18 protein-coding genes are annotated in these 21543 nt (G+C 57.8%); 8 read left to right on the top strand and 10 right to left on the bottom strand.

Annotated features, from left to right (window positions below; genetic code table 11):
• Positions 1 to 836: 836 nt before the first annotated feature.
• Positions 837 to 1196, bottom strand: a complete 360-nt coding sequence (locus RHP75_RS10435; RefSeq protein WP_311091778.1) for a hypothetical protein — start codon at positions 1194 to 1196, stop codon at positions 837 to 839.
• A 163-nt stretch (positions 1197 to 1359) separates the two neighbouring features.
• Here RHP75_RS10435 and RHP75_RS10430 point away from each other — a divergent pair.
• Positions 1360 to 2501 (top strand): IS3 family transposase gene (locus RHP75_RS10430; RefSeq protein WP_311091777.1). Its coding sequence is split into 2 segments (ribosomal slippage): positions 1360 to 1612 and positions 1612 to 2501, totalling 1143 coding nucleotides; the frame shifts between segments, so codons are not numbered across the junction.
• Positions 2502 to 3310: 809 nt separating this feature from the next.
• Here RHP75_RS10430 and RHP75_RS10425 read toward each other — a convergent pair.
• Together RHP75_RS10425 and RHP75_RS10420 are read right to left on the bottom strand one after the other, a co-directional pair.
• Positions 3311 to 3580 carry a hypothetical protein gene (locus RHP75_RS10425; protein ID WP_311091775.1) on the bottom strand — a complete coding sequence of 90 codons (270 nt, stop codon included), beginning with the start codon at positions 3578 to 3580 and terminating at the stop codon, positions 3311 to 3313.
• Positions 3581 to 4112: 532 nt separating this feature from the next.
• Positions 4113 to 5135, bottom strand: coding sequence for a zinc-dependent alcohol dehydrogenase family protein (locus RHP75_RS10420; protein WP_311091773.1), 1023 nt, complete (start codon positions 5133 to 5135; stop codon positions 4113 to 4115).
• Positions 5136 to 5396: 261 nt separating this feature from the next.
• Between RHP75_RS10420 and RHP75_RS10415 the strand changes: the two genes are divergently transcribed.
• The 4 genes from RHP75_RS10415 (at position 5397) to RHP75_RS10400 (ending at position 12406) form a co-directional block, all read left to right on the top strand.
• Positions 5397 to 6314: a LysR family transcriptional regulator gene (locus tag RHP75_RS10415; protein ID WP_311091772.1), complete on the top strand. Its 918-nt coding sequence runs from the start codon at positions 5397 to 5399 to the stop codon at positions 6312 to 6314.
• Positions 6315 to 6487: 173 nt separating this feature from the next.
• Positions 6488 to 7726 carry a multidrug efflux RND transporter periplasmic adaptor subunit MexE gene (gene mexE, locus RHP75_RS10410; protein ID WP_311091770.1) on the top strand — a complete coding sequence of 413 codons (1239 nt, stop codon included), beginning with the start codon at positions 6488 to 6490 and terminating at the stop codon, positions 7724 to 7726.
• Between the two features lie 100 nt (positions 7727 to 7826).
• The gene (locus RHP75_RS10405) at positions 7827 to 11006 is read left to right on the top strand and encodes an efflux RND transporter permease subunit (RefSeq protein WP_311091769.1); all 3180 of its coding nucleotides are present in this window, start codon (positions 7827 to 7829) and stop codon (positions 11004 to 11006) included.
• Positions 11003 to 12406: an efflux transporter outer membrane subunit gene (locus RHP75_RS10400; RefSeq protein ID WP_311091768.1), complete on the top strand. Its 1404-nt coding sequence runs from the start codon at positions 11003 to 11005 to the stop codon at positions 12404 to 12406. Before RHP75_RS10405 ends, RHP75_RS10400 begins: the two co-directional genes overlap by 4 nt.
• A 104-nt stretch (positions 12407 to 12510) precedes the next feature.
• On the opposite strand, the gene RHP75_RS10395 is transcribed toward RHP75_RS10400, so the two are convergent.
• The 5 genes from RHP75_RS10395 to RHP75_RS21240 form a co-directional block, all read right to left on the bottom strand.
• Positions 12511 to 12852, bottom strand: a complete 342-nt coding sequence (locus tag RHP75_RS10395; RefSeq protein ID WP_311091767.1) for a YciI family protein — start codon at positions 12850 to 12852, stop codon at positions 12511 to 12513.
• A 48-nt stretch (positions 12853 to 12900) separates the two neighbouring features.
• The gene (locus RHP75_RS10390; RefSeq protein ID WP_311091766.1) at positions 12901 to 13350 is read right to left on the bottom strand and encodes a hypothetical protein; all 450 of its coding nucleotides are present in this window, start codon (positions 13348 to 13350) and stop codon (positions 12901 to 12903) included.
• A gap of 82 nt (positions 13351 to 13432) precedes the next feature.
• Positions 13433 to 13903 carry a GNAT family N-acetyltransferase gene (locus RHP75_RS10385; protein ID WP_311091765.1) on the bottom strand — a complete coding sequence of 157 codons (471 nt, stop codon included), beginning with the start codon at positions 13901 to 13903 and terminating at the stop codon, positions 13433 to 13435.
• Between the two features lie 413 nt (positions 13904 to 14316).
• Complete coding sequence (locus RHP75_RS10380) at positions 14317 to 14796, bottom strand: GNAT family N-acetyltransferase (RefSeq protein WP_311091764.1); 480 nt, start codon at positions 14794 to 14796, stop codon at positions 14317 to 14319.
• A 52-nt stretch (positions 14797 to 14848) separates the two neighbouring features.
• On the bottom strand, positions 14849 to 15226 hold the full coding sequence (locus RHP75_RS21240; protein WP_409079733.1) for an MAPEG family protein: 378 nt from the start codon (positions 15224 to 15226) through the stop codon (positions 14849 to 14851).
• A gap of 434 nt (positions 15227 to 15660) precedes the next feature.
• Between RHP75_RS21240 and RHP75_RS10375 the strand changes: the two genes are divergently transcribed.
• Genes RHP75_RS10375 through RHP75_RS10365 form a run of 3 tightly spaced genes read left to right on the top strand, consistent with a single transcriptional unit; the run spans position 15661 to position 18394 of the window.
• Entirely contained in the window at positions 15661 to 16185 is a 525-nt protein-coding gene (locus RHP75_RS10375) for a transporter suffix domain-containing protein (protein ID WP_311091763.1), read from the top strand.
• Positions 16186 to 16242: 57 nt separating this feature from the next.
• Entirely contained in the window at positions 16243 to 17373 is a 1131-nt protein-coding gene (locus RHP75_RS10370; protein WP_311091762.1) for an HlyD family secretion protein, read from the top strand.
• A 4-nt stretch (positions 17374 to 17377) separates the two neighbouring features.
• A complete protein-coding gene (locus RHP75_RS10365) occupies positions 17378 to 18394 on the top strand; it encodes an FUSC family protein (RefSeq protein ID WP_311091761.1) in 1017 nt (338 codons plus the stop codon).
• Between the two features lie 90 nt (positions 18395 to 18484).
• Here RHP75_RS10365 and RHP75_RS10360 read toward each other — a convergent pair whose 3' ends face one another.
• The gene (locus RHP75_RS10360) at positions 18485 to 19036 is read right to left on the bottom strand and encodes an ATP-dependent zinc protease (RefSeq protein WP_311091760.1); all 552 of its coding nucleotides are present in this window, start codon (positions 19034 to 19036) and stop codon (positions 18485 to 18487) included.
• Between the two features lie 157 nt (positions 19037 to 19193).
• On the bottom strand, positions 19194 to 21404 hold the full coding sequence (katG, locus tag RHP75_RS10355; protein ID WP_311091759.1) for a catalase/peroxidase HPI: 2211 nt from the start codon (positions 21402 to 21404) through the stop codon (positions 19194 to 19196).
• Between the last annotated feature and the right edge of the window lie 139 nt (positions 21405 to 21543).

Below are 21543 nucleotides of genomic sequence, written 5' to 3'. Positions count from 1 at the left end.
CGCTACCCCAAATGACTATGACGACGAACACTGAGGCACGCTAAGAGCCGATTTGCTGTCGCGTGTGTACCTGAGGGGATTTACCTCCGGGACCCACCACCGAATGAACCTGACGTGCTTCTGCCGATGCGGAAAAGCGGGTTGATCAATGAAGGGGGTGGTCAGAGGTCGAGGATCTTCCGGGCAAGTACCTGAAGGTCAGAAACGAGAGCATCGAGGCTCGAGGATTCAGCATCGAGCTGGGCGAGCTTAGAGCGCATCTGCCGAAGATCAGCAACAAGTCGCGGGTAATCAGACAGCACATGGCACACCGCATCCAGGGCATCCCTGGACGGTGCGTAGAGCTGTGCTTGTTTGATCAGATGAGGCGGGATATCGAGGGGCGTTCGCATAATGGCCGTTACATTAAATCGGCCCTGGAGGCGTTGCCAGTATCCAGAGCCGCTTGAACGTAACGCCTGTCTATTATGCGAAGCCTTACATCAGGAAGGCAGTAGAACAGCGCTGTGCTTTGCGTTCTACGCGATCTGGTATCACACAGTGGCTTTTGCTGAAAATCGCTGTAAAGCGATCCTGCGAAGCTCCAGGCTTGAGGTGGCGGCAGAAATCAACAGGAAACGGAGATTTCAAAGGCCAAACACTAAGCGCGCGAGCAAAAAGGTCGCTAAGCAAAGCGATGAAGAATTGACCCATACCCAAGACCGCTACGCGGCCTCCGGTATGGGTAAAAACCCCTTCGCCACGAAAGCCAGTTACAGACGGCAGGGACAAAGTAAGAACAGGAAAACGCGCTCCAGGTGATAGCTGGCGGCACTCCAAAACAGGAGATTCGCAGGTCACTGGAGCACCGCCAGGACAGTCAGGTTCGAGACATCCACGTAAGCAAGAGCGTCGCCATGGTCGTGTTTAAGCAAAAGACTTGTTTCGATCCCATGGCAACGAGAACCGAACTGAACGGCAACGACTGTTGCTTCGTAAATCAGCGTCTCAGGTATAAAGCCTTCGAAATCCAAATCGGCACCATGGGTCGACTCACCAACACGAACACGTTTGTCCATAAGCTGAAACGGATCAATGAGCAAAAGACGCCCATCCCAGCATGATATTTTTTCACGTTGGGTCGGGAATGACGTGTTTTGTTGAGATGCAAGAAACGCAGGCGCAGCAAGGGTTTCAGTAGAATTGTGAACAGCCATTTTCGATCTCCTATCGATCGCTTTTGGTAAGCAGGGTTAGGGGAGCTGTAACTCCCCTGCCCTGCGATCTTTTGCCCATTCGGGCCATGGCCTACTGTTGTGGCTCAATGATTCTGGACACCCCGATAGGGCGTTAAGCTTCGCCCAGCAATGAGGTGTTTACGTGACCAGAAGATCTTTCAGTACAGATTTCAAACTCGAAGCAGCCGGCCTGGTTCTGGATCAAGGTTATTCAATTCCCGAAGCATGCAAGTCTATGGGCGTAGGCCCGACGGCATTGCGCCGATGGGTAGAGCAACTGCGCAGTGAGCGTGGTGGCACAACCCCGCCGCGCAGTAAGGCCATGACTCCCGAGCAGAAACGCATACAAGACCTTGAGGCCCAGGTTCGGCGTTTAGAGCGGGAGAAAGAGATCCTAAAAAAGGCTACCGCTCTCTTAATGTCGGACTCCCTCGATCAATAAGCCTGATCGAGGTATTGGGCGAGCGATATCCACGAGCCGAGCTGTGCCGCGTATTTGGCGTACATCGCAGCAGTGTCTACGACGCCTGCAAGCGCCGCCGCCGGATAGATCATCGGCGGATTGTATTGCGCCAGCTGGCCACTGAGCTTCATCTACAAAGTCGAGGCTCAGCTGGGGCAAGAACATTGTCAGCGGCGCTGCGGATACAGGGTGTCGCGGTGGGTCGTTTCCTTGCCGGACGCCTGATGAAAGAGGCCCGGCTGTTCAGTTCGCAATTGCGCAAGCATCGTTATCGGCGGGCTGATGGTGAAAATGCCATCGCGGCGAATGAGCTGGATAGGCAGTTCACAGTGAGCGGCCCCAACCAAGTGTGGTGCGGCGACGTGACCTACATCTGGGCGGGTAATCGCTGGATCTACCTGGCGGTGGTGATGGATCTGTATGCGCGCCGCATCGTGGGCTGGGCGTTGTCCAATCGACCAGACTCGCAACTTACGACGCGCGCTTTGCGCGTGGCGTTTGAGTCCCGTGGTTGCCCGCAGCAGCTGATGTTTCACTCTGACCAAGGCAGCCATTACACCAGCATCGAGTTCCGCCAGATGCTGTGGCGTTACCAGATCAAACAGAGCATGAGCCGCCGTGGCAACTGCTGGGATAACGCCCCAATGGAACGTTTCTTCAGAAGCCTGAAAACGGAGTGGATGCCGGAGCACGGCTATACCAGTCAAGGCCACGCTGAGGCGGACGTGCTGCGCTATCTGACGGACTACTACAACCATCAACGGCCACACAGCTACAACGGATGCAAAACGCCAGTGGAGGCCGAATTACTGGCCGGATAGACCTAAACCCCTGTCCAGAATTCGTTGACCACAACACTACCGGCCAATTAGTGAAAAAATCAAAGAATACTTTGAGTCCGAACAGCCTCAGTCATAAAGCGTTTCAGCTCGCGACTAACGCTACTGTGATTCTGCTTACACACCTTCTCGAACTCAGTCTTTAGGCCTAAGTTGATTCGAAAATTGATAGTCGAATCCAGCTCTTCACCAACCTGATGAAGAGCAAAGGTGCCGTTCGCAAGCGTTTGCTTTTCCTTGACGGCTTCGGTGCGCTTTTGAAATCGGTCGAGCTCGGGAGAATCTCCGGAAGACATGTATCACCTCGCAGTTACTTTGTAAGTACGCCGAGCATACATAGTAGTTTCAGTACGTGCAAATGCATTGCACTGTAATTACAAAGCAGCACAGGAATTCGTGAGGCCGAAAAACGTAAACCATTGAATTCATTGGAGCCGATAATTTGCGAGTCCCAAAATGGGACAAAAGTCGGGTATCACCTATACCGACTTTTCGGCCAGATCGGCGGCGCCTGGAAAACCTAAAAGCGGGTGATTAGGGCGCGAAGTGCCATCGGTGGAGCAATGAGCCAGCAGGACGCGAAAAAGCCCCCAGGGTGCCTATACGGACGCTGGGGGCTTTTCTTTGACTGGAGATAGGCCGCTACGCGGGTACCGGCGCGCCGAGAGTGGTGGAAACAGGCGAAGGAAATGCAAGCGCCTAATCGCCCTGCGGGCGAGGTCGAGGTATGGCGAATAAAAGGTACTAATTCTGTTCCAAGGAATCGCCTGCAGGATCTCACCCGGGAAAATTTAGGTACCGTTTGCCATAAACAAATCACCCTGGCCAGCAGCTTCAACCAGAAGAGAGGCAGCAGATCGGGCGGATTCTAAAACCTGCTGCTGGCGGGCAATGATCCTGCGAAGTCGGGCAATTTCCTGGCGCGCATCATTCAGCTCTATGGCGAGACCAGGGGAAGCTAAAGCGGAAAGCATGAAGGCCTTAGAGGCAACACGCTGGCCGGTGTGCTGCATCAGCATATCTGCATCTGCGTCATCAGCCTGGAATTTGACTAGGGGCATGGCGTTCTCCTTTGGTACCAAATAGACCCAGTTCGATCTCGACCAGGTGCGAATTATGGTACCAGAGCAAAAAGAGAAAGTGGTACCTAAATTGATCCTAGGCGAACGGCGCCGGCGGGCATTTTGGTACCTGATCAAATATCAAGAATCTGCCTGCAGGCGTCCTGCAGGAGAGCTAAGCGACGGTCGAAATCGGCGCTTTCATGCTGAAAGTCGGCTAGGCCGGCGCTGAGTTTTCGCACCTGGGCAACGAGCCGCGGGTAATCCTCAAGAATATGGCAGACAGCATCAGAGGCCTCGCGCCCTGGGGCGTAGAGCTGCGCCTGCTTAATTAGGTGGGAAGGTACTTCGAGGGGCGTTCGCATAATGGCCATTACATTAAATCGGGCCTGGAGTGGTGACTAGCTTCCAGACCCGACTAAACGTAATGCCTGTGAATTATACGAACTATTGTTTGCCGAGCGGTGAATCCAGATCACTCAGGATTCACCGCTCTCGCCCCAATTCGAGCTTCACATAATGTGAGTTATGTTTAACGCGCGCCGAGATCCAGCAATACACGACCACGGCTTGGGCAAGTTTCCATATAACGATGCGCTTCGACTACGTCATCGAAGCTGTAAACCTTGTCGATCAATGGCTTGAGCAAACCATCTGCTGTCAGCTGATTGATGCCTTGCACAGCCTTGGCCACGGCCACTGCATCCTGCGGGATATTCAGTTCTTCCTTGCCGGTGAAGTTACCGATGCAATGCACGAAGAACTGAATGTTCTTCTGAAACGCTGCGCAGGCTGGGAATGGCGTTTCATTGCCGCCTTGCAGATCGAACAGAATCAGTCGACCGCGCGGCGCGATAGCGTCGCCCAGCAGGCACATCTGCGGGCCGCCAAGTGCATCCATGACCACGTTGACGCCGCGGCCATCGGTCAGTTTGCTGACGCGGCTGACCAGATCCTGCTCCTCAGTGAGAATGATGTGATCAGCGCCCAGCTGCTTGAGAAAGTCGCTGTCCTCGGCAAAAGCTGTGGCTGCAATGACTGTTGCGCCTAGGGCTTTGCCCATCTGCACGATATACGGGCCCCAACAGCGGCTTGCGGCCGTTACCAACACGGTTTCACCGGGCTGCAAACGTGCCAGTTCGCTGAAACCGAACCAGCCGACCATTGACGGCAGATAGTGCACGGCGGCTTGCTGTGCGCTCAGATTGTCCGGGTAACGCGCCAAGGAACTGCGTGGCAACACCACGTGCTCGGCGTAACTGGGATAACGGTTGGCGCTATGCCCCGGGAAGCTGGCCACTTTATCGCCCACGGCCAGATCAGTAACGCCATCGCCGACGGCCAGTACCACACCGGCCAGTTCGTGACCCAGGCCTGCTGGCAATTGCGTCGGGGTATTGGCCAGATTCTGCCGCCAGAGCACGTCGTACCAGCTGATACCTACGGCTTCAACACCGACCAGCACTTCACCTGCGGCGGGCGCCGGTGCTTGACGCTCTTCGATCTTGAGGACATCGGCCTCACCAAATTCGTGGAAACGCACTATGCGGGACATCGCAAACCTCTTCGGTTGACCCATTCAGGTCGCGGCAACTGTTCAGCATTTCTGCGCGATACAGCCATGGCGACCTCTTATGGCCACGGACTTTATCCGGGCTTTGCCAGCAATTCCACCGCTCAGGGCTGATATTCACCATGCTTGTCGATGATGATGCGTCACGCACACATCATTTTGCCGTGCATATTGCCTGGCAACAGCATTCGGCATTAGCCTGATTCGCGCGCAAAACCGCAGCCACTCCAGAATGGACACCGGATGAACCGTAACGATCTTCGCCGCGTCGATCTCAACCTGCTGATCGTCTTTGAAACGCTGATGCATGAACGCAGCGTCACCCGTGCGGCGGAAAAACTGTTTCTCGGCCAGCCGGCTATCAGTGCTGCCCTCGCCCGTTTGCGCAGTCTGTTCGATGACCCATTGTTTGTGCGCACCGGCCGCAGCATGGAGCCCACTGCCCGTGCTATGGAGATTGCCGCCCTGCTCTCGCCGGCGCTGGATTCGATCTCCACGGCGGTCAGCCGTGCGGCCGATTTCCACCCGGCCACCAGCACTGCAGTGTTTCGCATCGGATTGTCGGATGACGTTGAGTTCGGCCTGTTGCCGCCGCTGATCAAACGTCTGCGCGCCGAAGCTCCCGGCGTGGTGCTGGTGATTCGCCGCACCAACTACCTGCTGATGCCGGCCTTGCTTGCCTCCGGGGAGATTTCCGTCGGCGTGGCCTACACCGAAGAGTTGCCGGCCAACGCCAAGCGCAAGGTGCTGCGCCGTAGCAAACCGAAACTGCTGCGTGCCGATACCGCGCCTGGTGCACTGAGCCTGGATGATTTCTGCGCCAGGCCGCACGCGCTGGTGTCCTTTGCCGGCGACTTGGGTGGTTTTATCGATACCGAACTGGAAAAGCTGGGGCGCAAGCGGCGCGTGGTGCTCGCCCTACCCCAGTTCAACGGCTTGGGTACCCTGCTGTCCGGTACCGATATTCTGGCCACCGTGCCGGATTACACCGCAGCAGCATTAACCTCTGCAGGCGGGGTACGCGCCGAAGAGCTTCCACTGCCGACGCAGACTTTCGAGCTGCATATGGCCTGGCGCGGCGCTCAGGACAACGACCCGGCGGAACGTTGGCTGCGTTCGCGCATCCAGATGTTCTGTGGTGATCCGGACAGCCTGGAGTAGACCCAACACCGCAGCAAAGGTGCGTTCAGGCACTTTGTTCACATAGTTGAAATCGATAAAAGCCCCTTAATCATCATTCACGATGATAGTCACCTTCGCGGCATTCGATTCGTTCCACGCCAGAGCGCGCAGCAGACTCCGCCCCATCACAACACCCTCGGGCGGATACACACATGGAACAGTCCAATAACAATCGCTGGCATTTCCCCTTGGCCCTTGCCGCAGTGCTGGTCTTGAGTGCATGCGGTAAAGCGCCGGAAACCGCACAGCAGATGCCAGCTGCAAAAGTCAGTGTGGCAGAGGTCATCGAACAGCCGATCAACGAATGGGATGAATTCACCGGGCGCCTGGAAGCACCTGAGTCGGTGGAAATTCGCCCACGGGTCTCCGGTTTTGTTGATCGCGTTGCCTTTGCCGAAGGCAGCCTGGTGAAGAAAGGCGATCTGTTGTTCCAGATCGACCCCCGGCCGTTCCAGGCCGAAGTCAAACGCCTGGAAGCTCAGCTGCAACAGGCCCGTGCCAGCCAGGCACGCACGCAAAGTGAAGCCAATCGCGGTGAGCGCCTGCGCCAGAGCAACGCCATCTCTGCCGAACTGGCGGATGCTCGCGCCAGCGCCGCCGCCGAAGCCAAAGCTGCGGTGGCCGGTATTCAGGCGGAACTGGATAACGCCCGTCTTAATCTGAGCTTCACCCGGGTTACCGCGCCGATTGATGGGCGCGTCAGCCGGGCGGAAATCACCGAAGGCAACCTAGTGAATGCCGGTCAGAGCCTGCTGACCACCCTGGTCAGCACTGACAAGGTGTACGCCTATTTCGATGCCGATGAGCGCGTGTTTCTCAAATACGTCGAATTGGCACGCCAGGCCGGCGCTCAGACGCGCGATGCCAGCCCGGTGTACCTGGGGCTGTCCAGCGAAGACGGCCACCCGCACCTGGGTGAGCTGGATTTCCTCGACAACCAGGTCAACCCGCAGACCGGCACCATCCGTGGCCGCGCGGTGTTCGATAACCGTGATGGCCGCTTCACGCCGGGCCTGTATGCACGCCTGAAGCTGGTTGGCAGTGGTCAGTACGCCGCTGCGCTGATCAAGGATGAAGCGGTCGGCACTGACCTGGGCAAGAAGTTCGTCCTGGTGCTCGATAAGGACAATGCCGTGCAATACCGCGCCATTGAGCTGGGGCCGAAACTGGAAGGCCTGCGTATCGTGCGTCAGGGCCTGGTCAAGGGCGAGAAGATCGTGGTCAACGGCCTGCAACGCGCATTCCCCGGTGCAACTGTTGATCCGCAGAGCGTGCCGATGGCGGACGAAGCCACCCTCGCCCAACTGCTGCGCCTGCGCCAGTCGGTCGACGAGCGCGATGCGCCACGGGTCGCCAAACAGGACATCAGTAGCGGCAAGCCGCGCGGCTGACATGACGCCTGGGGCGCACTGCGCCCCCTACCCGACAACTTGATTCGTAGCTCGCGCGTGGCCATTAGGGCCTGGTGCAACGGCGTCCGAGGATTTTCTGATGAACTTCTCGCAATTCTTTATCCAGCGGCCGATTTTCGCCGCTGTGCTGTCACTGTTGATCCTGATTGGCGGGGCCATCTCGCTGTTCCAGTTGCCGATCAGCGAATACCCGGAAGTCGTGCCGCCCACCGTGGTAGTGCGCGCCACCTTCCCCGGCGCCAACCCCAAGGTGATCGGTGAAACCGTTGCCTCACCGCTGGAACAGGCGATTACCGGGGTGGAAGGCATGCTCTATATGTCTTCCCAGGGCACTGCCGACGGCAAGATGACCCTAACCCTGACCTTCGCCCTCGGTACCGACTTGGACAAAGCCCAGGTGCAGGTACAGAACCGCGTAACCCGGACCATGCCGACCCTGCCCACCGAAGTGCAGCGACTCGGCGTGACCGTCGACAAGGCTTCGCCCGACCTGACCATGGTTGTGCACCTGACCTCGCCGGACGACCGCTACGACATGCTGTATCTGTCCAACTATGCCGCGCTAAACGTCAAGGACGAGCTCGCGCGTTTGGATGGCGTGGGTGACGTGCAGCTGTTCGGCCTGGGCAACTACTCGCTGCGCGTGTGGCTCGATCCGAACAAGGTGGCCTCGCGCAATCTCACCGCCAGCGATGTGGTCAACGCCATTCGCGAGCAGAACCGCCAGGTTGCAGCCGGCTCGCTCGGTGCACCGCCCTCGGATGCCGGCAACAGCTTCCAGCTGTCGATCAACACCCAGGGCCGTCTGGTCAGCGAGGAAGAGTTCGAGAACATCATCATTCGCGCCGGTGAGAACGGTGAAATCACCCGTTTGAAAGACATCGCACGCATTGAACTGGGTTCCAGCCAGTATGCACTGCGCTCCTTGCTCAACAACAAACCGGCGGTTGCCATCCCGGTGTTCCAGCGTCCGGGCTCCAACGCCATCGAGATTTCCGATGCGGTGCGCGCGCGCATGGCTGAGCTGAAACAGAGCTTCCCGCAGGGCGTGGACTACGAGATCGTCTACGACCCGACCATCTTCGTGCGTGGTTCCATCGAGGCGGTGGTGCATACCCTGCTCGAAGCCATCATCCTGGTGGTGCTGGTGGTGATCCTGTTCCTGCAAACCTGGCGCGCGTCGATCATCCCGCTGGCTGCCGTGCCGGTGTCGTTGATCGGTACTTTCGCCGTGATGCACATGTTTGGCTTCTCGCTCAACGCCCTGTCGCTGTTCGGCCTGGTGCTGGCCATCGGTATCGTGGTGGACGATGCCATCGTGGTGGTGGAAAACGTTGAACGGAATATCGGCCTGGGCAAAACCCCGGTAGAGGCCACCAAGCAGGCAATGAAGGAAGTCACCGGACCGATCGTGGCCACGGCCTTGGTACTGTGCGCGGTGTTTATTCCCACGGCGTTTATTTCTGGACTTACCGGGCAGTTCTACCAGCAGTTTGCGCTGACCATCGCCATTTCCACGGTGATCTCGGCCTTCAACTCGCTGACCCTGTCCCCTGCCCTGGCTGCCGTGTTGTTGAAAAGCCACGACGCGCCGAAAGACCGCTTCTCCAGGGTGCTCGACAAGCTGTTTGGCGGCTGGTTGTTCACTCCATTCAACCGCCTGTTCGACCGCGCCAGCCATGGCTATGTCGGCACCGTGAAGCGCGTATTGCGCGGCAGCGGCATCGCCCTGTTCGTCTACGCCGGCTTGATGGGGCTGACCTACCTGGGCTTTGCCAGCACGCCGAGCGGTTTCGTACCGGCGCAGGACAAACAATACCTGGTCGCCTTCGCCCAACTGCCGGATGCGGCGACCCTGGACCGCACCGAAGACGTGATCAAGAAAATGTCGGAAATCGCCGGCAAGCACCCCGGTGTGGAAAACACCGTGGCTTTCCCTGGCCTGTCGATCAACGGCTTCACCAACAGCCCGAACAGCGGCATCGTCTTTACCCCACTGAAACCGTTCGATGAGCGCAGTGATCCGTCGATGAGCGCCACCGCCATTGCGGCCGAGCTGAACGCCCAGTTCAGCGAGATCCAGGACGCCTATATCGCCATCTTCCCACCACCACCAGTGCAGGGTCTGGGCACCATCGGCGGCTTCCGCCTGCAGGTGCAGGACCGTGGCAACCTAGGCTACGACGAACTGTACGTGCAAACCCAGAACGTCATCGCCAAGGCCCGCGCGCTGCCAGAGCTGGACCCGATGTCGGTGTTCACCAGCTATCAGGTGAACGTGCCGCAGATCGATGCCGCCATCGACCGCGAGAAGGCCAAGACCCACGGCGTGGCGATCAGCGACATCTTCGACACCATGCAGATCTACCTGGGTTCGCTGTACGCCAACGACTTCAACCGTTTTGGCCGTACTTATCAGGTTAACGTGCAGGCCGAGCAACAGTTCCGCCTGGAGCCGGAGCAGATTGGCCAGCTCAAGGTGCGCAACAACCGTGGCGAAATGGTTCCGCTGTCAGCCTTCCTTAAAGTCAGCGCCAGCTCCGGGCCGGATCGGGTAATGCATTACAACGGCTTCCTCACTGCCGAAATCAACGGCGCGGCAGCGCCCGGTTACAGCTCCGGCCAGGCCGAGGCGGCGATGGCCAAACTGCTCAAGGAGGAACTGCCCAATGGCATGAGCTTCGAGTGGACCGACCTGACCTACCAGCAGATTCTGGCCGGTAACAGCGCGATCTTCGTCTTCCCGCTCTGCGTGCTGCTGGCCTTCCTGGTGCTGGCCGCCCAGTACGAAAGCTGGAGCCTGCCGCTGGCGGTGATCCTGATCGTGCCGATGACCCTGCTGTCGGCCATCACCGGGGTGATTCTGGCTGGGGGCGACAACAACATCTTTACCCAGATCGGCTTGATCGTACTGGTGGGATTGGCCTGCAAGAACGCCATTCTGATCGTCGAGTTCGCCAAGGAGAAACAGGAAGAAGGCATGGACCGCGTGAGCGCAGTGCTGGAAGCCTGCCGCCTGCGTCTGCGGCCGATTCTGATGACCAGCTTCGCCTTCATCATGGGCGTGGTGCCGTTGGTGCTGTCTTCCGGCGCCGGCGCAGAAATGCGTCATGCCATGGGCGTCGCGGTGTTCAGCGGCATGCTAGGCGTGACCTTCTTCGGCCTGCTGCTGACCCCGGTGTTCTACGTGCTGATCCGCGCCTTTGTGGAGAAACGCGAAGCACAGAAAACCGCGCGTTTGCAGGAGGTGCAGGTATGAACAGTTTTAACGGCAAACCGCTGGCCATCAGCCTGTTGACCCTGGCGCTGACAGCCTGCGCCGTCGGCCCGGATTACCAGGCCCCGCAAACCGCAGATGCCCTGCTGAGCAGCGCGCAAAGCAGCAGCTATGATCGGTCGCGCTTTGAAGCCAGCTGGTGGCAGCAGTTCGACGACCCGGTGCTCAACCAGTTGGTCGAAGAGTCACTCAAGGAAAACCGCCAGCTGCGCGTGGCCTTTGCCCGCCTGCGGGCGGCCCAGGCCATCCGTGATGATATTGGCAACGATCAGTTGCCGACCATCACCAGCCGCGCCAGCGGTGAATTCGGCAAAGCCCAGCAACCCGGCGTCACCGAACAGCGCGTGCGCGGCGAGCGTTATGACCTGGGCCTGGACATGCTCTGGGAGCTGGACCTGTTTGGCCGCATCCAGCGCCAACTGGAAGCCAGCGACGCCGAACTGGAGGTGGCCGAAGCGGATTACCAGCAACTGCAGGTCAGCCTGATCGCTGAGCTGGTGGATGCCTACGGCAGCCTGCGCGGCGCACAACTGCGTGAACGGATTGCCCGCGCCAACCTGAAAAATCAGCAGGAATCCCGCGCCATCACCGAGCAGCTGCGTGAAGCCGGCGTCGGTAGCCAGCTGGATGTGCTGCGCAGTGACGCTCGCCTGGCCAGCACCGAAGCCAGCCTGCCGCAACTTCAGGCCGAACAGCAGCGCGCCAAGCACCGCATCGCCACCCTGCTCGGCCAGCGTCCGGATCAGTTGAGTGTGGACCTCTCGGCCCAGGATCTGCCCGCCATCGCCAAGGCACTGCCGGTGGGCGACCCAGGCGAGTTACTGCGCCGCCGCCCGGATATTCGCGCCGCCGAACGGCAACTGGCCGCCGCTACCGCCAATATAGGCGTGGCCACAGCAGACCTGTTTCCACGGGTGAGTCTGTCTGGTTTCCTCGGTTTCACTGCCGGACGTGGCTCGCAGCTGGGCTCGTCGGCAGCGCAAGCCTGGGGCCTGGCACCGACCATCAGCTGGGCCGCGTTTGACTTGGGCAGCGTGCGTGCACGCCTGCGCGGGGCTGAAGCAGAAGCCGATGGCGCGCTGGCCAATTATGAGCAACGCGTGCTGCTGGCCCTGGAGGAATCGGCTAACGCCTTTAGCGACTACGGCAAACGCCAACAGCGCCTGCTCGCCCTGCTACGCCAATCCGACGCCAGCCGCGCCGCTGCCGAACAAGCCCGCGTGCGCTACCGCGAAGGTGAAGTGGACTTTCTGGTATTGCTCGACGCCGAACGCGAACGCCTGAGCGCCGAAGACGCCCAGGCCCAGGCAGAAGTCGAGCTGTATCGCGGCATCGTCGCCATCTACAAGGCCCTCGGCGGCGGGTGGCAGCCTAACGCCTGACTTGCTCAACGACTCTCCCCCAGGTTGGCCTAGCCAACCCCTTCCCGCCCCACGGCAGTTGCTCCTTGCCGTGGGGCTTTTTTATGAGGGCGATAAATCTTCCCTCAGTGAAACGGCCGCACCTCAACCGGCGCCCGGCAGGCGATGGCGGCCTTGCGTCCCCAGACCAATGCTTCATCCAGATCAGCCGCCTCCAGCACCCAGAAACCACCCACATGCTCCTTGGTCTGCAGGTACGGCCCGTCGCTGACAAGCACGTCACCATCAGGCTGCGTCCGTAGCGATTTCGCGCAACGAGTCGGATGCAGGCCGCCGACGAAAACGCGAACACCGGCCGCCACCATCTCGTCGTTAAGCACATCAATATCGCGGCTCATCGCCTCATCTTCGGCTATAGCCGGGTCGTAATCGTTGGGGTGATGGATAGCCACTAGATATTGCGCCATAACGTCTCCTGCACCGGGCTTTAGCCCAGTTAACCACGGTGAGCGCGCTCAGCACCTTGTCATAGGCGCTTGAGTCGTGAATGAGCGTAAGCCGTTAAGTGCAATTGCAAACAACAGCGCAAATCCGGCATTGAGTAGCGCGTTTTGCCAGAAGCCCGATAACAGCGAATAAGCTGTGTCGGGGATAAACCAGGCAACCAATGACACAACAAACATCCACCATGCCTCTTTGCTGCCTCTGCGCACGGGACCAAGCGCAAGAAACATCAGCACAGCGCCCCAGCCGAACATCAGCGAACCCAGCACAGCATGAACCAAGCTGATATATGCCAACGCCTCAGGGCCGAATGTATTGAGGTGTGCCGCCGATGCGTAAACCATCAAACTGAATGCTTGCAGGGTAAAACCCAGCATAACCACTAGCACAAGCCCGAACAACATAAGCCCAGCGGTAGCAGCAACGAGCAAACGCCAGCAAAAAAGCTGAATACTGTTCAAGGTTTCTCCAGATATCTAATACCTATACCAAGGCCGTAAACACTGGTTTATGCCCAGGTGTTACAGGTGTCAATTTGCATGGTTAGCTAGCCACAGGCGTGCCACTGAGCCTCTTGTGCATAAACACGCTCAACGGATGTTCCGGGTAGTCACCGAATGCGTCGCAGGTCTGGAAACCATGTTTCTGGTAAAACGCCAGCGCCTCCGCCTGGTAAGGGCCCGTTTCAAGTTGCAGCAACCGACAGCCGCGCTTAATCGACTCAACTTCGAGCTGTAGCAGCACCTGCGCAGCTGCACCTTGTGCGCGGTTGGCTGGGCGTACAAACATGCGCTTTAGCTCTCCCACTCCATTGCCAAGCACCACCGCAGCGCAAGCAATAGCTGCTCCGTCATTGCCTCTGGCGACTGCAAATAACACGTTGTCCTGTTCCAGCGTGGTCAGGTCCAACGCATAGCGGGCCTCGGCCGGATATAAGGAATCCTGATACGCGTCCAACTCCGCGATAAGCGAAATAACTTCAGGCTGGTTCGGATGCTCTAGCTGCACGCGCATGCTTATATTCTCTGCGGTATGAGTTTGGTTAATCGTTGGGTTTAGCTAACGGGAGCTAGCGATATGACTCGTGTGCACACAGCACTTTTCAAACGGCCTAGTTCGTCAGGCTCTAATATTTTCGGGATAGCCCGAGGCAAAACTGATGAGCTAAACAGAGGCGATTTTTTGTATCACCCGCTGAGACGGTTCGTGGCCACAGTCCAGATAAATCGCGCAATTATGCCAAAGAGCCCACAAAGACACTTTGCCAAGAAAATGTGCGAATGCTCAGCAATCCGGGAAATAGCAGATAAAACGATTACAAATACCAATGCTGTCGAGCAGCCCTCTAACAGAACCGCATTGATATTGAATTGGATGCATAGGCTTCACCACTCCCTGGCTTGGTCACGACCTGTTTAATGTCGCAATTAAATTATTTTTCGATATATTACATCTTGCACACAATAGCCTTGCTTTTCGTAAAAGCTACGGGCGCTGGAGTTTGAGTTTAATACCGAAAGCTTTATTGTAGATAGGCCTTCCGATTTACAATAGTCCTCCGCAAGCCGCATAAGTTCGGCTGCAACTGATAAACCACGATGCGACTCTGCCACTACAAGGTCTGTGATCAATCCATATCTTAAAAACTCGGGATATACGTGGCATGTACCTTGGTGTTCACTGTCCTGGAATAAAACCAGCAAGCCAACGGCACGCTCAGACTCAACAGCAAGAAATATTTTTCCTGGTGTATTGGCTATAGCTGCAACCAGATAGTCCAGCTGCGCTTGCGAAACCTCAATAGCAGGAGGTCTGTCATTACTGATGGATCGCTCATGCTCTTGTAGCAAGCACATTAATTCAATGGCCGACTCGCGATACCTGTCTTCGTATTCTGTATATGTCATGATCGCTTAATACTCGGATAAATGATGATTTCTATACGACCCAATATAGGTATTATTCTTTTAAAGTAAAAATCAAAACAACCCACAAGCCTAAAGTAGCAAGAAAATTTATAGTGAAAACTAAGCCGCGTATCCTTACGTTCGTGGTGAATACCTGTACACAGCTATGCGCCACACGACCAAAAATAAAAATCCACGCCAACCCAGCTGCAACAGCCAAGTCTGATTGGCTTTGAATTAATAAAATGCACGCGGCATAGAAAAACACAGGCCATTCAAACTGGTTTGAAAGATTCGCGCTAATACGAGGCTCTACTGCTGCCCAAGGGTTAGTTCCATCTGGGTTTCTGCCTATTCCCCACACTTTTGGTGCGCGCGCGATAGTTAACAGCACGTAAAGAAAAGAGGCTAGCGCTATGTGAGCTGCCATAGGGAGTATGAGTAGATTCAATTCATGCGCCCCACGGAAAATTCAACGGCAAAAATTAGCCAGCCTACTTATTAGGGGCGCTTTATTTTGCAAAAATCAAGATCATTTCTCACAAGCCGCCGGTTTAGCAAACCTATATGGTTATTGAGAAGTAGTGACATATCCTCAATGAGGCAGAACCTACGTCTTTGCCGCCTTACTGTCTAGCAGCCCTCAAACAATTCCTCAGTAGCACCAGCGCAACGCCAATCCTCAGTTCGCCAAGCTCAACAAGCGTCCCCTTAAAAGGTGCACCTGGCCGGCAACGCGCTGACGCTAAGCAGGCATAGCCTGATAAAGCTCTGTCACGCTGGTTTTGTGCTAGATATTTAGCTGATGGCGTTAACCATTTTTAGAAGAGCAAAAACAATAATGGCAATGGACGGTACCCACACATGAAGATAGAGCAGCACACAGCCCAGCCCAAGTCCGCCCAATGGCGCTTTAAATTGGGTATCGCGATTATCTGTTTGATTCCGCTGTTGTGGCTTCTGGTGCCGCTGGCAGCGGCAGCGGATGTGCCGGGTTCCAAGGTGGCGGCGCTTTCTGGGGCGCTGTTTATCTTTAATAAAATTCTCTTGCTGCTGGTTATCGCCATCATGGGCAAGGCGGGTTTTCAGGAGCTGAAACAGCATATCTATGGCTATATGTCTTCGATGGTGCCGAGTACCGAGGTTGAGATCGGCCCGATGCGCCATCGTATTGGCTTGGTGATGTTCTGCCTGCCGTTGATTTCATCCTTTCTTGAGCCTTATATCGATGCTATCGCGCCTGGTCTGCGCCCCAATAGCTGGGCGTTGCAAATGCTTGGCGACGCGTTGCTGATTGGCAGCTTCTTCGTTTTGGGCGGCAATTTCTGGGAGAAGCTGCGCGCGCTGTTTATTCGCACTGCACGGGTTAGCAGCACAGACGCTGCGTGATCGTCCTAGCACTACCGAGCCGACCTTTGTGCTTGCACCTGCCTTAGGGGAATCCATATGTCTGAAGCATTAGAGGCGCCTGACAGCACGCCACCGACCGAAACACGGGCTGGCGCCGAAAAAACCGTACCGCCGGCCAACCCGCTGCGACGTATTGCGTTGATCGTGGTGTCAGTTGCCGCCGCACTGTTTGTGCTGTCTATCCTGATGGAGCGCAGCACCCCTTCTACCTCGCAGGCGGTGGTACAGGGTTATGTGGTGCAGATGGCTTCCGAAGTGAGTGGTCGCGTGGTGGAAATTGCGGTGCTCGACAATGCTCGGGTGGAAGCTGGGCAGTTGCTTTTCCGCATTGATCCGCAACCTTACAAGATCGCCATTGCCGAAGCCGAGGCGCGCCTTGAGCAAACAGGCCAGTCGTTGGGAGCCAACACCGCATCGGTGGATGCGGCCCAGGCTCAGGTCGTGTCTGCCCGCGCCCAACGCGACAATGTGCGTGAGCAAACGCGCCGGGTGATGCAGTTGGTTGAACGCGGCGTCTATGCCCGTGCGCGCCTGGATGAAGCCACCGCGTCGCTGAATACCGCCGAGGCCGCAGTGGCCAAGGCACAGGCTGATTTGCAGCGTGCTCGTCAGGAACTGGGCCCCACAGGTACGGATAATCCGCAGTTCAAGCAGGCCCTCGCGCAACTGGAGAAGGCTCGGCTTGATCTGGTGCGTACGGAGATTAAGGCGCCCGCAGATGGCGTGATCACCAATCTGCAGCTCGCTGTTGGCCAGGTAGTCAACGCCGGCCAGCCCGCGCTGACCTTTATCGACGCAGGCACCGTATGGGTTTCCGCTGCCTTTAAAGAAAACAGCCTGGAGCATGTGCAGGCCGATGATAGGGCCGAACTGGTGTTCGACGTGTTGCCAGGACGCGTGTTCAATGCGCGGGTCGAGAGCGTCGGCTGGGGCGTTGCAACGGAAGGCAGCAACTCTTCTGCCCTGCCCTCGGTGCGCAACCAGAGCGGTTGGGTACGTGACCCGCAACGCTTCCCCGTGCGCCTTGTGGTGATGGAGCCTTACCCAAAAGGCCTGCGCTATGGCTCACAGGTTACGGTGGTGATTTACACCGGCGATAACCCGCTGGCGAATATGTTTGGCGTAATCACCGCGCGGCTTGTGGCGCTACTGACCTATGTCAGCTGAGGCCTTGGATGGCCCTTCCCCGTCAATCGATCTGGCGCGCGCCAAGCGCCAGGGCTTGCGTGTGGTCTTGGCAGTAACGGTGGGATTCAGCCTGGGCTTAGTCCACGGCAGTGTGCTGCCCTTTCTCGCGCCGTTATTTGCCACCCAGTTTCTTCTGGCCAGCTACAACCCGCCCGGTTTACGGCAGGGATTGGGCACTGTGCTGCTGATCTTGATGGTTGGCGCGCTGCTGATCTTCCTCACCGGCTTGCTCGGTGATCGGCCGTTGGCACTGCTGCCGTTGCTCTGGCTGTGTTACTTCAGCTGCTTTTTCGCCCAGGGTCGCCAGATAGGCGGCGCTGGGCCGGCGTTGACGCTGGTGATCGCGATTGTGGTGCCGCTGCTCGACATCCTCCAGCGCGACCTCGGTGAGTCGATTGTGCTGATTCTGGCCAAGGCAGTCAGCATCGCCCTGCTGCTTACTTGGGGCGCTCACGCGGTATTCCCCGATGTGGGCCAAACACAGGTAAACCCTGCACCTGTGTCGCGCCTTGAACTGGAGCGCGTAACGCGCCAGGCCATGGTCAGCGGGGTCATTCTGCTGAGCATAGTTACGCTGTGCCTGATCGACTCACGTCTGGCCACGGCGATGGTCATACCGATTACTGTCGCCTCGCTGCTCAGCCAGTTCGAGCTGGGAATGAGCACCCGAACTGCTGCCGCACTGATCATGATCAACCTGCTTGGCGGGGTTGCTGCCTCCCTTGCATTTACCGTGGTCGAACTGCGGCCCAGCCTGTTGTGGGTCATCCTCAGCCTGCTGCTGGTCAGCCTGCTGTTTGCCGGACGGGCCGTATTGGGCGCTGTTACGGGCAAAGTGTTTGGCGGCGGCTTGACGACCTTTCTGATTCTCTTTGGCCTTGGGGTTTCACCATTGCCCGGCGAGACCCCAGAGCTGTTTTCCACACGAATTGCCTATGTGCTGTTCGCGGCTCTGTATGCCTTGTGCATGGCCAGCCTGTTCTGGCCCAGGCCGCGCTAGCATGCGCTTCATCGCCGGGTCGAACGGCCTCCTAGCGTGGTGGAAATAGTCTGGAGCGTCAGGGCTGTGCTGTATAAGCCCTCGCACCACTCAACTGGTTTGCGTACAGCTCGGCTGCCCAGCCGAGTAACGTACGCCAGGGCTGACTGCGGCGTTGAATTCTTTCAGGGCCGATGAGCCGATCAGCAGCGGAAACTCAAAGGCGCTGCGGTCAGTCAGATTGACTTCGATGTTCTTCAGTTCATCGCCTACGCAGATATCCATCTCGATCACCGGGCGGGCGGTATACAGCTGCTTGTCACCGGGCTTGCGGTCATCGGCGCGGCGTTTGATATAGCTCATGCGTGCCAGCGGTTTTTCTATGATCTGCGCCTGCTTGGCGTTTTCCAGGCCCAACTGGAAGCGCACCCACTCGCCGCCATCGCGTTTGAACATTTCAATATTCTTGGCGCTCAGCGAGGCGGTTTCGGCGCCTGTATCGAGCTTGGCGGGCAGCTCCAGAGCCAGCTCATGCAGCGAAACCTGCTCGTGCAGACCGTATATCTGCGGCTGGCTGGCTATCGCGCCGGTGGCGAACAGTGCGGCGCAGAGTGCGAGGGCTGCCGGAACCTGTTTGAGCGGTACGCTGGCGATGGTGGACATGAGGAAACTCCAAAGGCATTTAAAAAGATGGGGCAAGGTTAACCGCACTGGCTGAATTCAAACTTAATCAAGCACTTATAAAAAACTTCGCCCCGCCATGAATGACCATGGCGGGGCGAAGTGGTTTCAGTTGAGGCGAGTTAGGCCTCTATACGGCTCACTTGAGATCGAAGCGATCCAGGTTCATCACCTTGGTCCAGGCGGCGATAAAGTCCTGAACAAACTTCGCGTGTGCATCGCTGGTGGCGTAAACCTCCGCCTGAGCGCGCAGCTGGGAGTTGGAACCGAACACCAGATCGACCTGGGTGGCGGTCCATTTCAGGTCGCCGGTTTTGCGATCACGACCTTCCAGCACACCTTCGCTGGCAGACTTCTGCCATTTGGTGCCCATGTCGAGCAGGTTGACGAAGAAGTCAGTGCTCAGGGTTTCCGGGCGTTTGGTGAACACACCATGCTGGGCTTTGCTGGCATTGGCATTCAGCGCACGCAGACCGCCGACCAGTACGGTCATCTCCGGCGAGGTCAATTCCAGCAGTTGCGCCTTGTCTACCAGCAACTCAGCGACAACGCTTTCGTAACCCTTGCGCGCATAGTTGCGGAAACCGTCGGTCTTGGGCTCCAGCACTGCGAAGGACTCGACATCGGTCTGATCCTGCGTGGCGTCAGTACGGCCTGGGGCAAACGGCACCACGGCATCAACACCGCCCTTCTTCGCGGCAGCTTCCACCGCAGCAGAACCGGCGAGAACGATCAGATCCGCCAGGGAGATTTTCTTGCCGCCAGCAGCCGTGGCGTTGAAGTCCTTCTGGATAGCTTCCAGCGCTGCCAATACCTTGGCCAGTTCGGCAGGTTGGTTAACTTCCCAGTCCTTCTGCGGAGCGAGACGAATACGCGCGCCGTTGGCCCCACCGCGCTTGTCGCTGCCACGGAAGGTAGACGCAGAGGCCCAGGCAGTGTTGACCAGCTGCGCAATCGACAGGCCGGATGCCAGGACTTTGGCTTTGAGGCCTGCGATGTCCTGGGCATCTACCAGCGCATGGTTGACCGCCGGGACCGGGTCTTGCCAGATCAGCTCCTCTTGCGGCACCAGCGGGCCGAGGTAACGAGCACGCGGGCCCATATCACGGTGAGTCAGCTTGAACCAGGCGCGAGCGAAGGCATCGGCAAACGCTTGCGGGTTCTGGTGGAAGTGGCGGGAGATCTTCTCGTAAGCCGGGTCCATACGCAGCGACATGTCGGCAGTGGTCATCATCGGCGGGTGTTTCTTCGCCGGGTCGTGGGCATCCGGGATCAAGTGCTCGGGTTTGACGTTTTTCGGTGTCCACTGATGGGCACCCGCCGGGCTCTTGGTCAGCTCCCACTCGTAGCCGAACAGCATGTCGAAATAGCCATTGTCCCAGTTGGTTGGGTTGGGCTTCCAGGCGCCTTCGATACCACTGGTGGTGGTGTGCACACCTTTGCCAGTGCCGAGCTTGTTGATCCAGCCCAGGCCTTGCTCTTCCAGCGGCGCAGCTTCCGGCTCAGGGCCAACCAGGGAAGGATCACCGGCACCGTGGGCTTTACCAAAGGTATGACCACCCGCGACCAGGGCCACGGTCTCTTCATCATTCATGGCCATGCGAGCGAAAGTTTCACGCACATCACGCCCCGAGGCGACGGGATCCGGGTTGCCATCCGGGCCCTCCGGGTTGACGTAGATCAGGCCCATCTGCACGGCAGCCAGCGGGTTTTCCAGTTCACGATTGCCGGTGTAACGGCTGTGCGGTTTGTCGCTGGTGGCCAGCCACTCGGTTTCCGAACCCCAGTAGGTATCTTCTTCCGGCTCCCAGATATCCGGACGGCCGCCGGCAAAGCCGAAGGTCTTGAAGCCCATGGACTCCAGAGCGACGTTACCAGCCAGGACGAACAGATCAGCCCAGGACAGTTTGCGCCCGTACTTCTGCTTGATCGGCCAGAGCAGACGGCGAGCCTTGTCCAGGTTGCCGTTGTCCGGCCAGCTGTTGAGCGGGGCAAAACGCTGGTTGCCAGTACCTGCGCCACCACGGCCATCGTGGATGCGGTAAGTCCCCGCAGCGTGCCAGGCCATGCGGATCATCAGGCCGCCGTAGTGGCCCCAGTCTGCGGGCCACCAGTCCTGAGAGTCGGTCATCAGGGCTGTGAGGTCCTTGATCACGGCATGCAGATCAAGGCTCTTGAATTCGTCGGCGTAGTTGAAGCCCGCCCCCATGGGGTCAGACTTGGCAGAATGCTGGTGCAGAATCTTCAGGTTGAGCTGATTGGGCCACCAGTCGGCGTTCTTCGGGGCGCCTCCAGTCAAGGTGTTCTTGCCGGCACCACCCGAGAACGGGCACTTCGCTTCATTGGACATGATTCTCTCCTGTTGTATTCACCTAACGGGGTGGATTCAGCTTGGTAGCTGGACTGCAAACGAGCCAATAGGATTTGGGTATGACCTTTATAGTAGTCCGGGTATATGACTCAGTGACTATAGAGTCACAACCGTAAAA

This window comes from Pseudomonas sp. SG20056 (genome assembly GCF_031764535.1).
Taxonomy (GTDB): Bacteria; Pseudomonadota; Gammaproteobacteria; order Pseudomonadales; family Pseudomonadaceae; genus Aquipseudomonas.
This window is presented reverse-complemented; position numbering and strand designations above follow the sequence as displayed.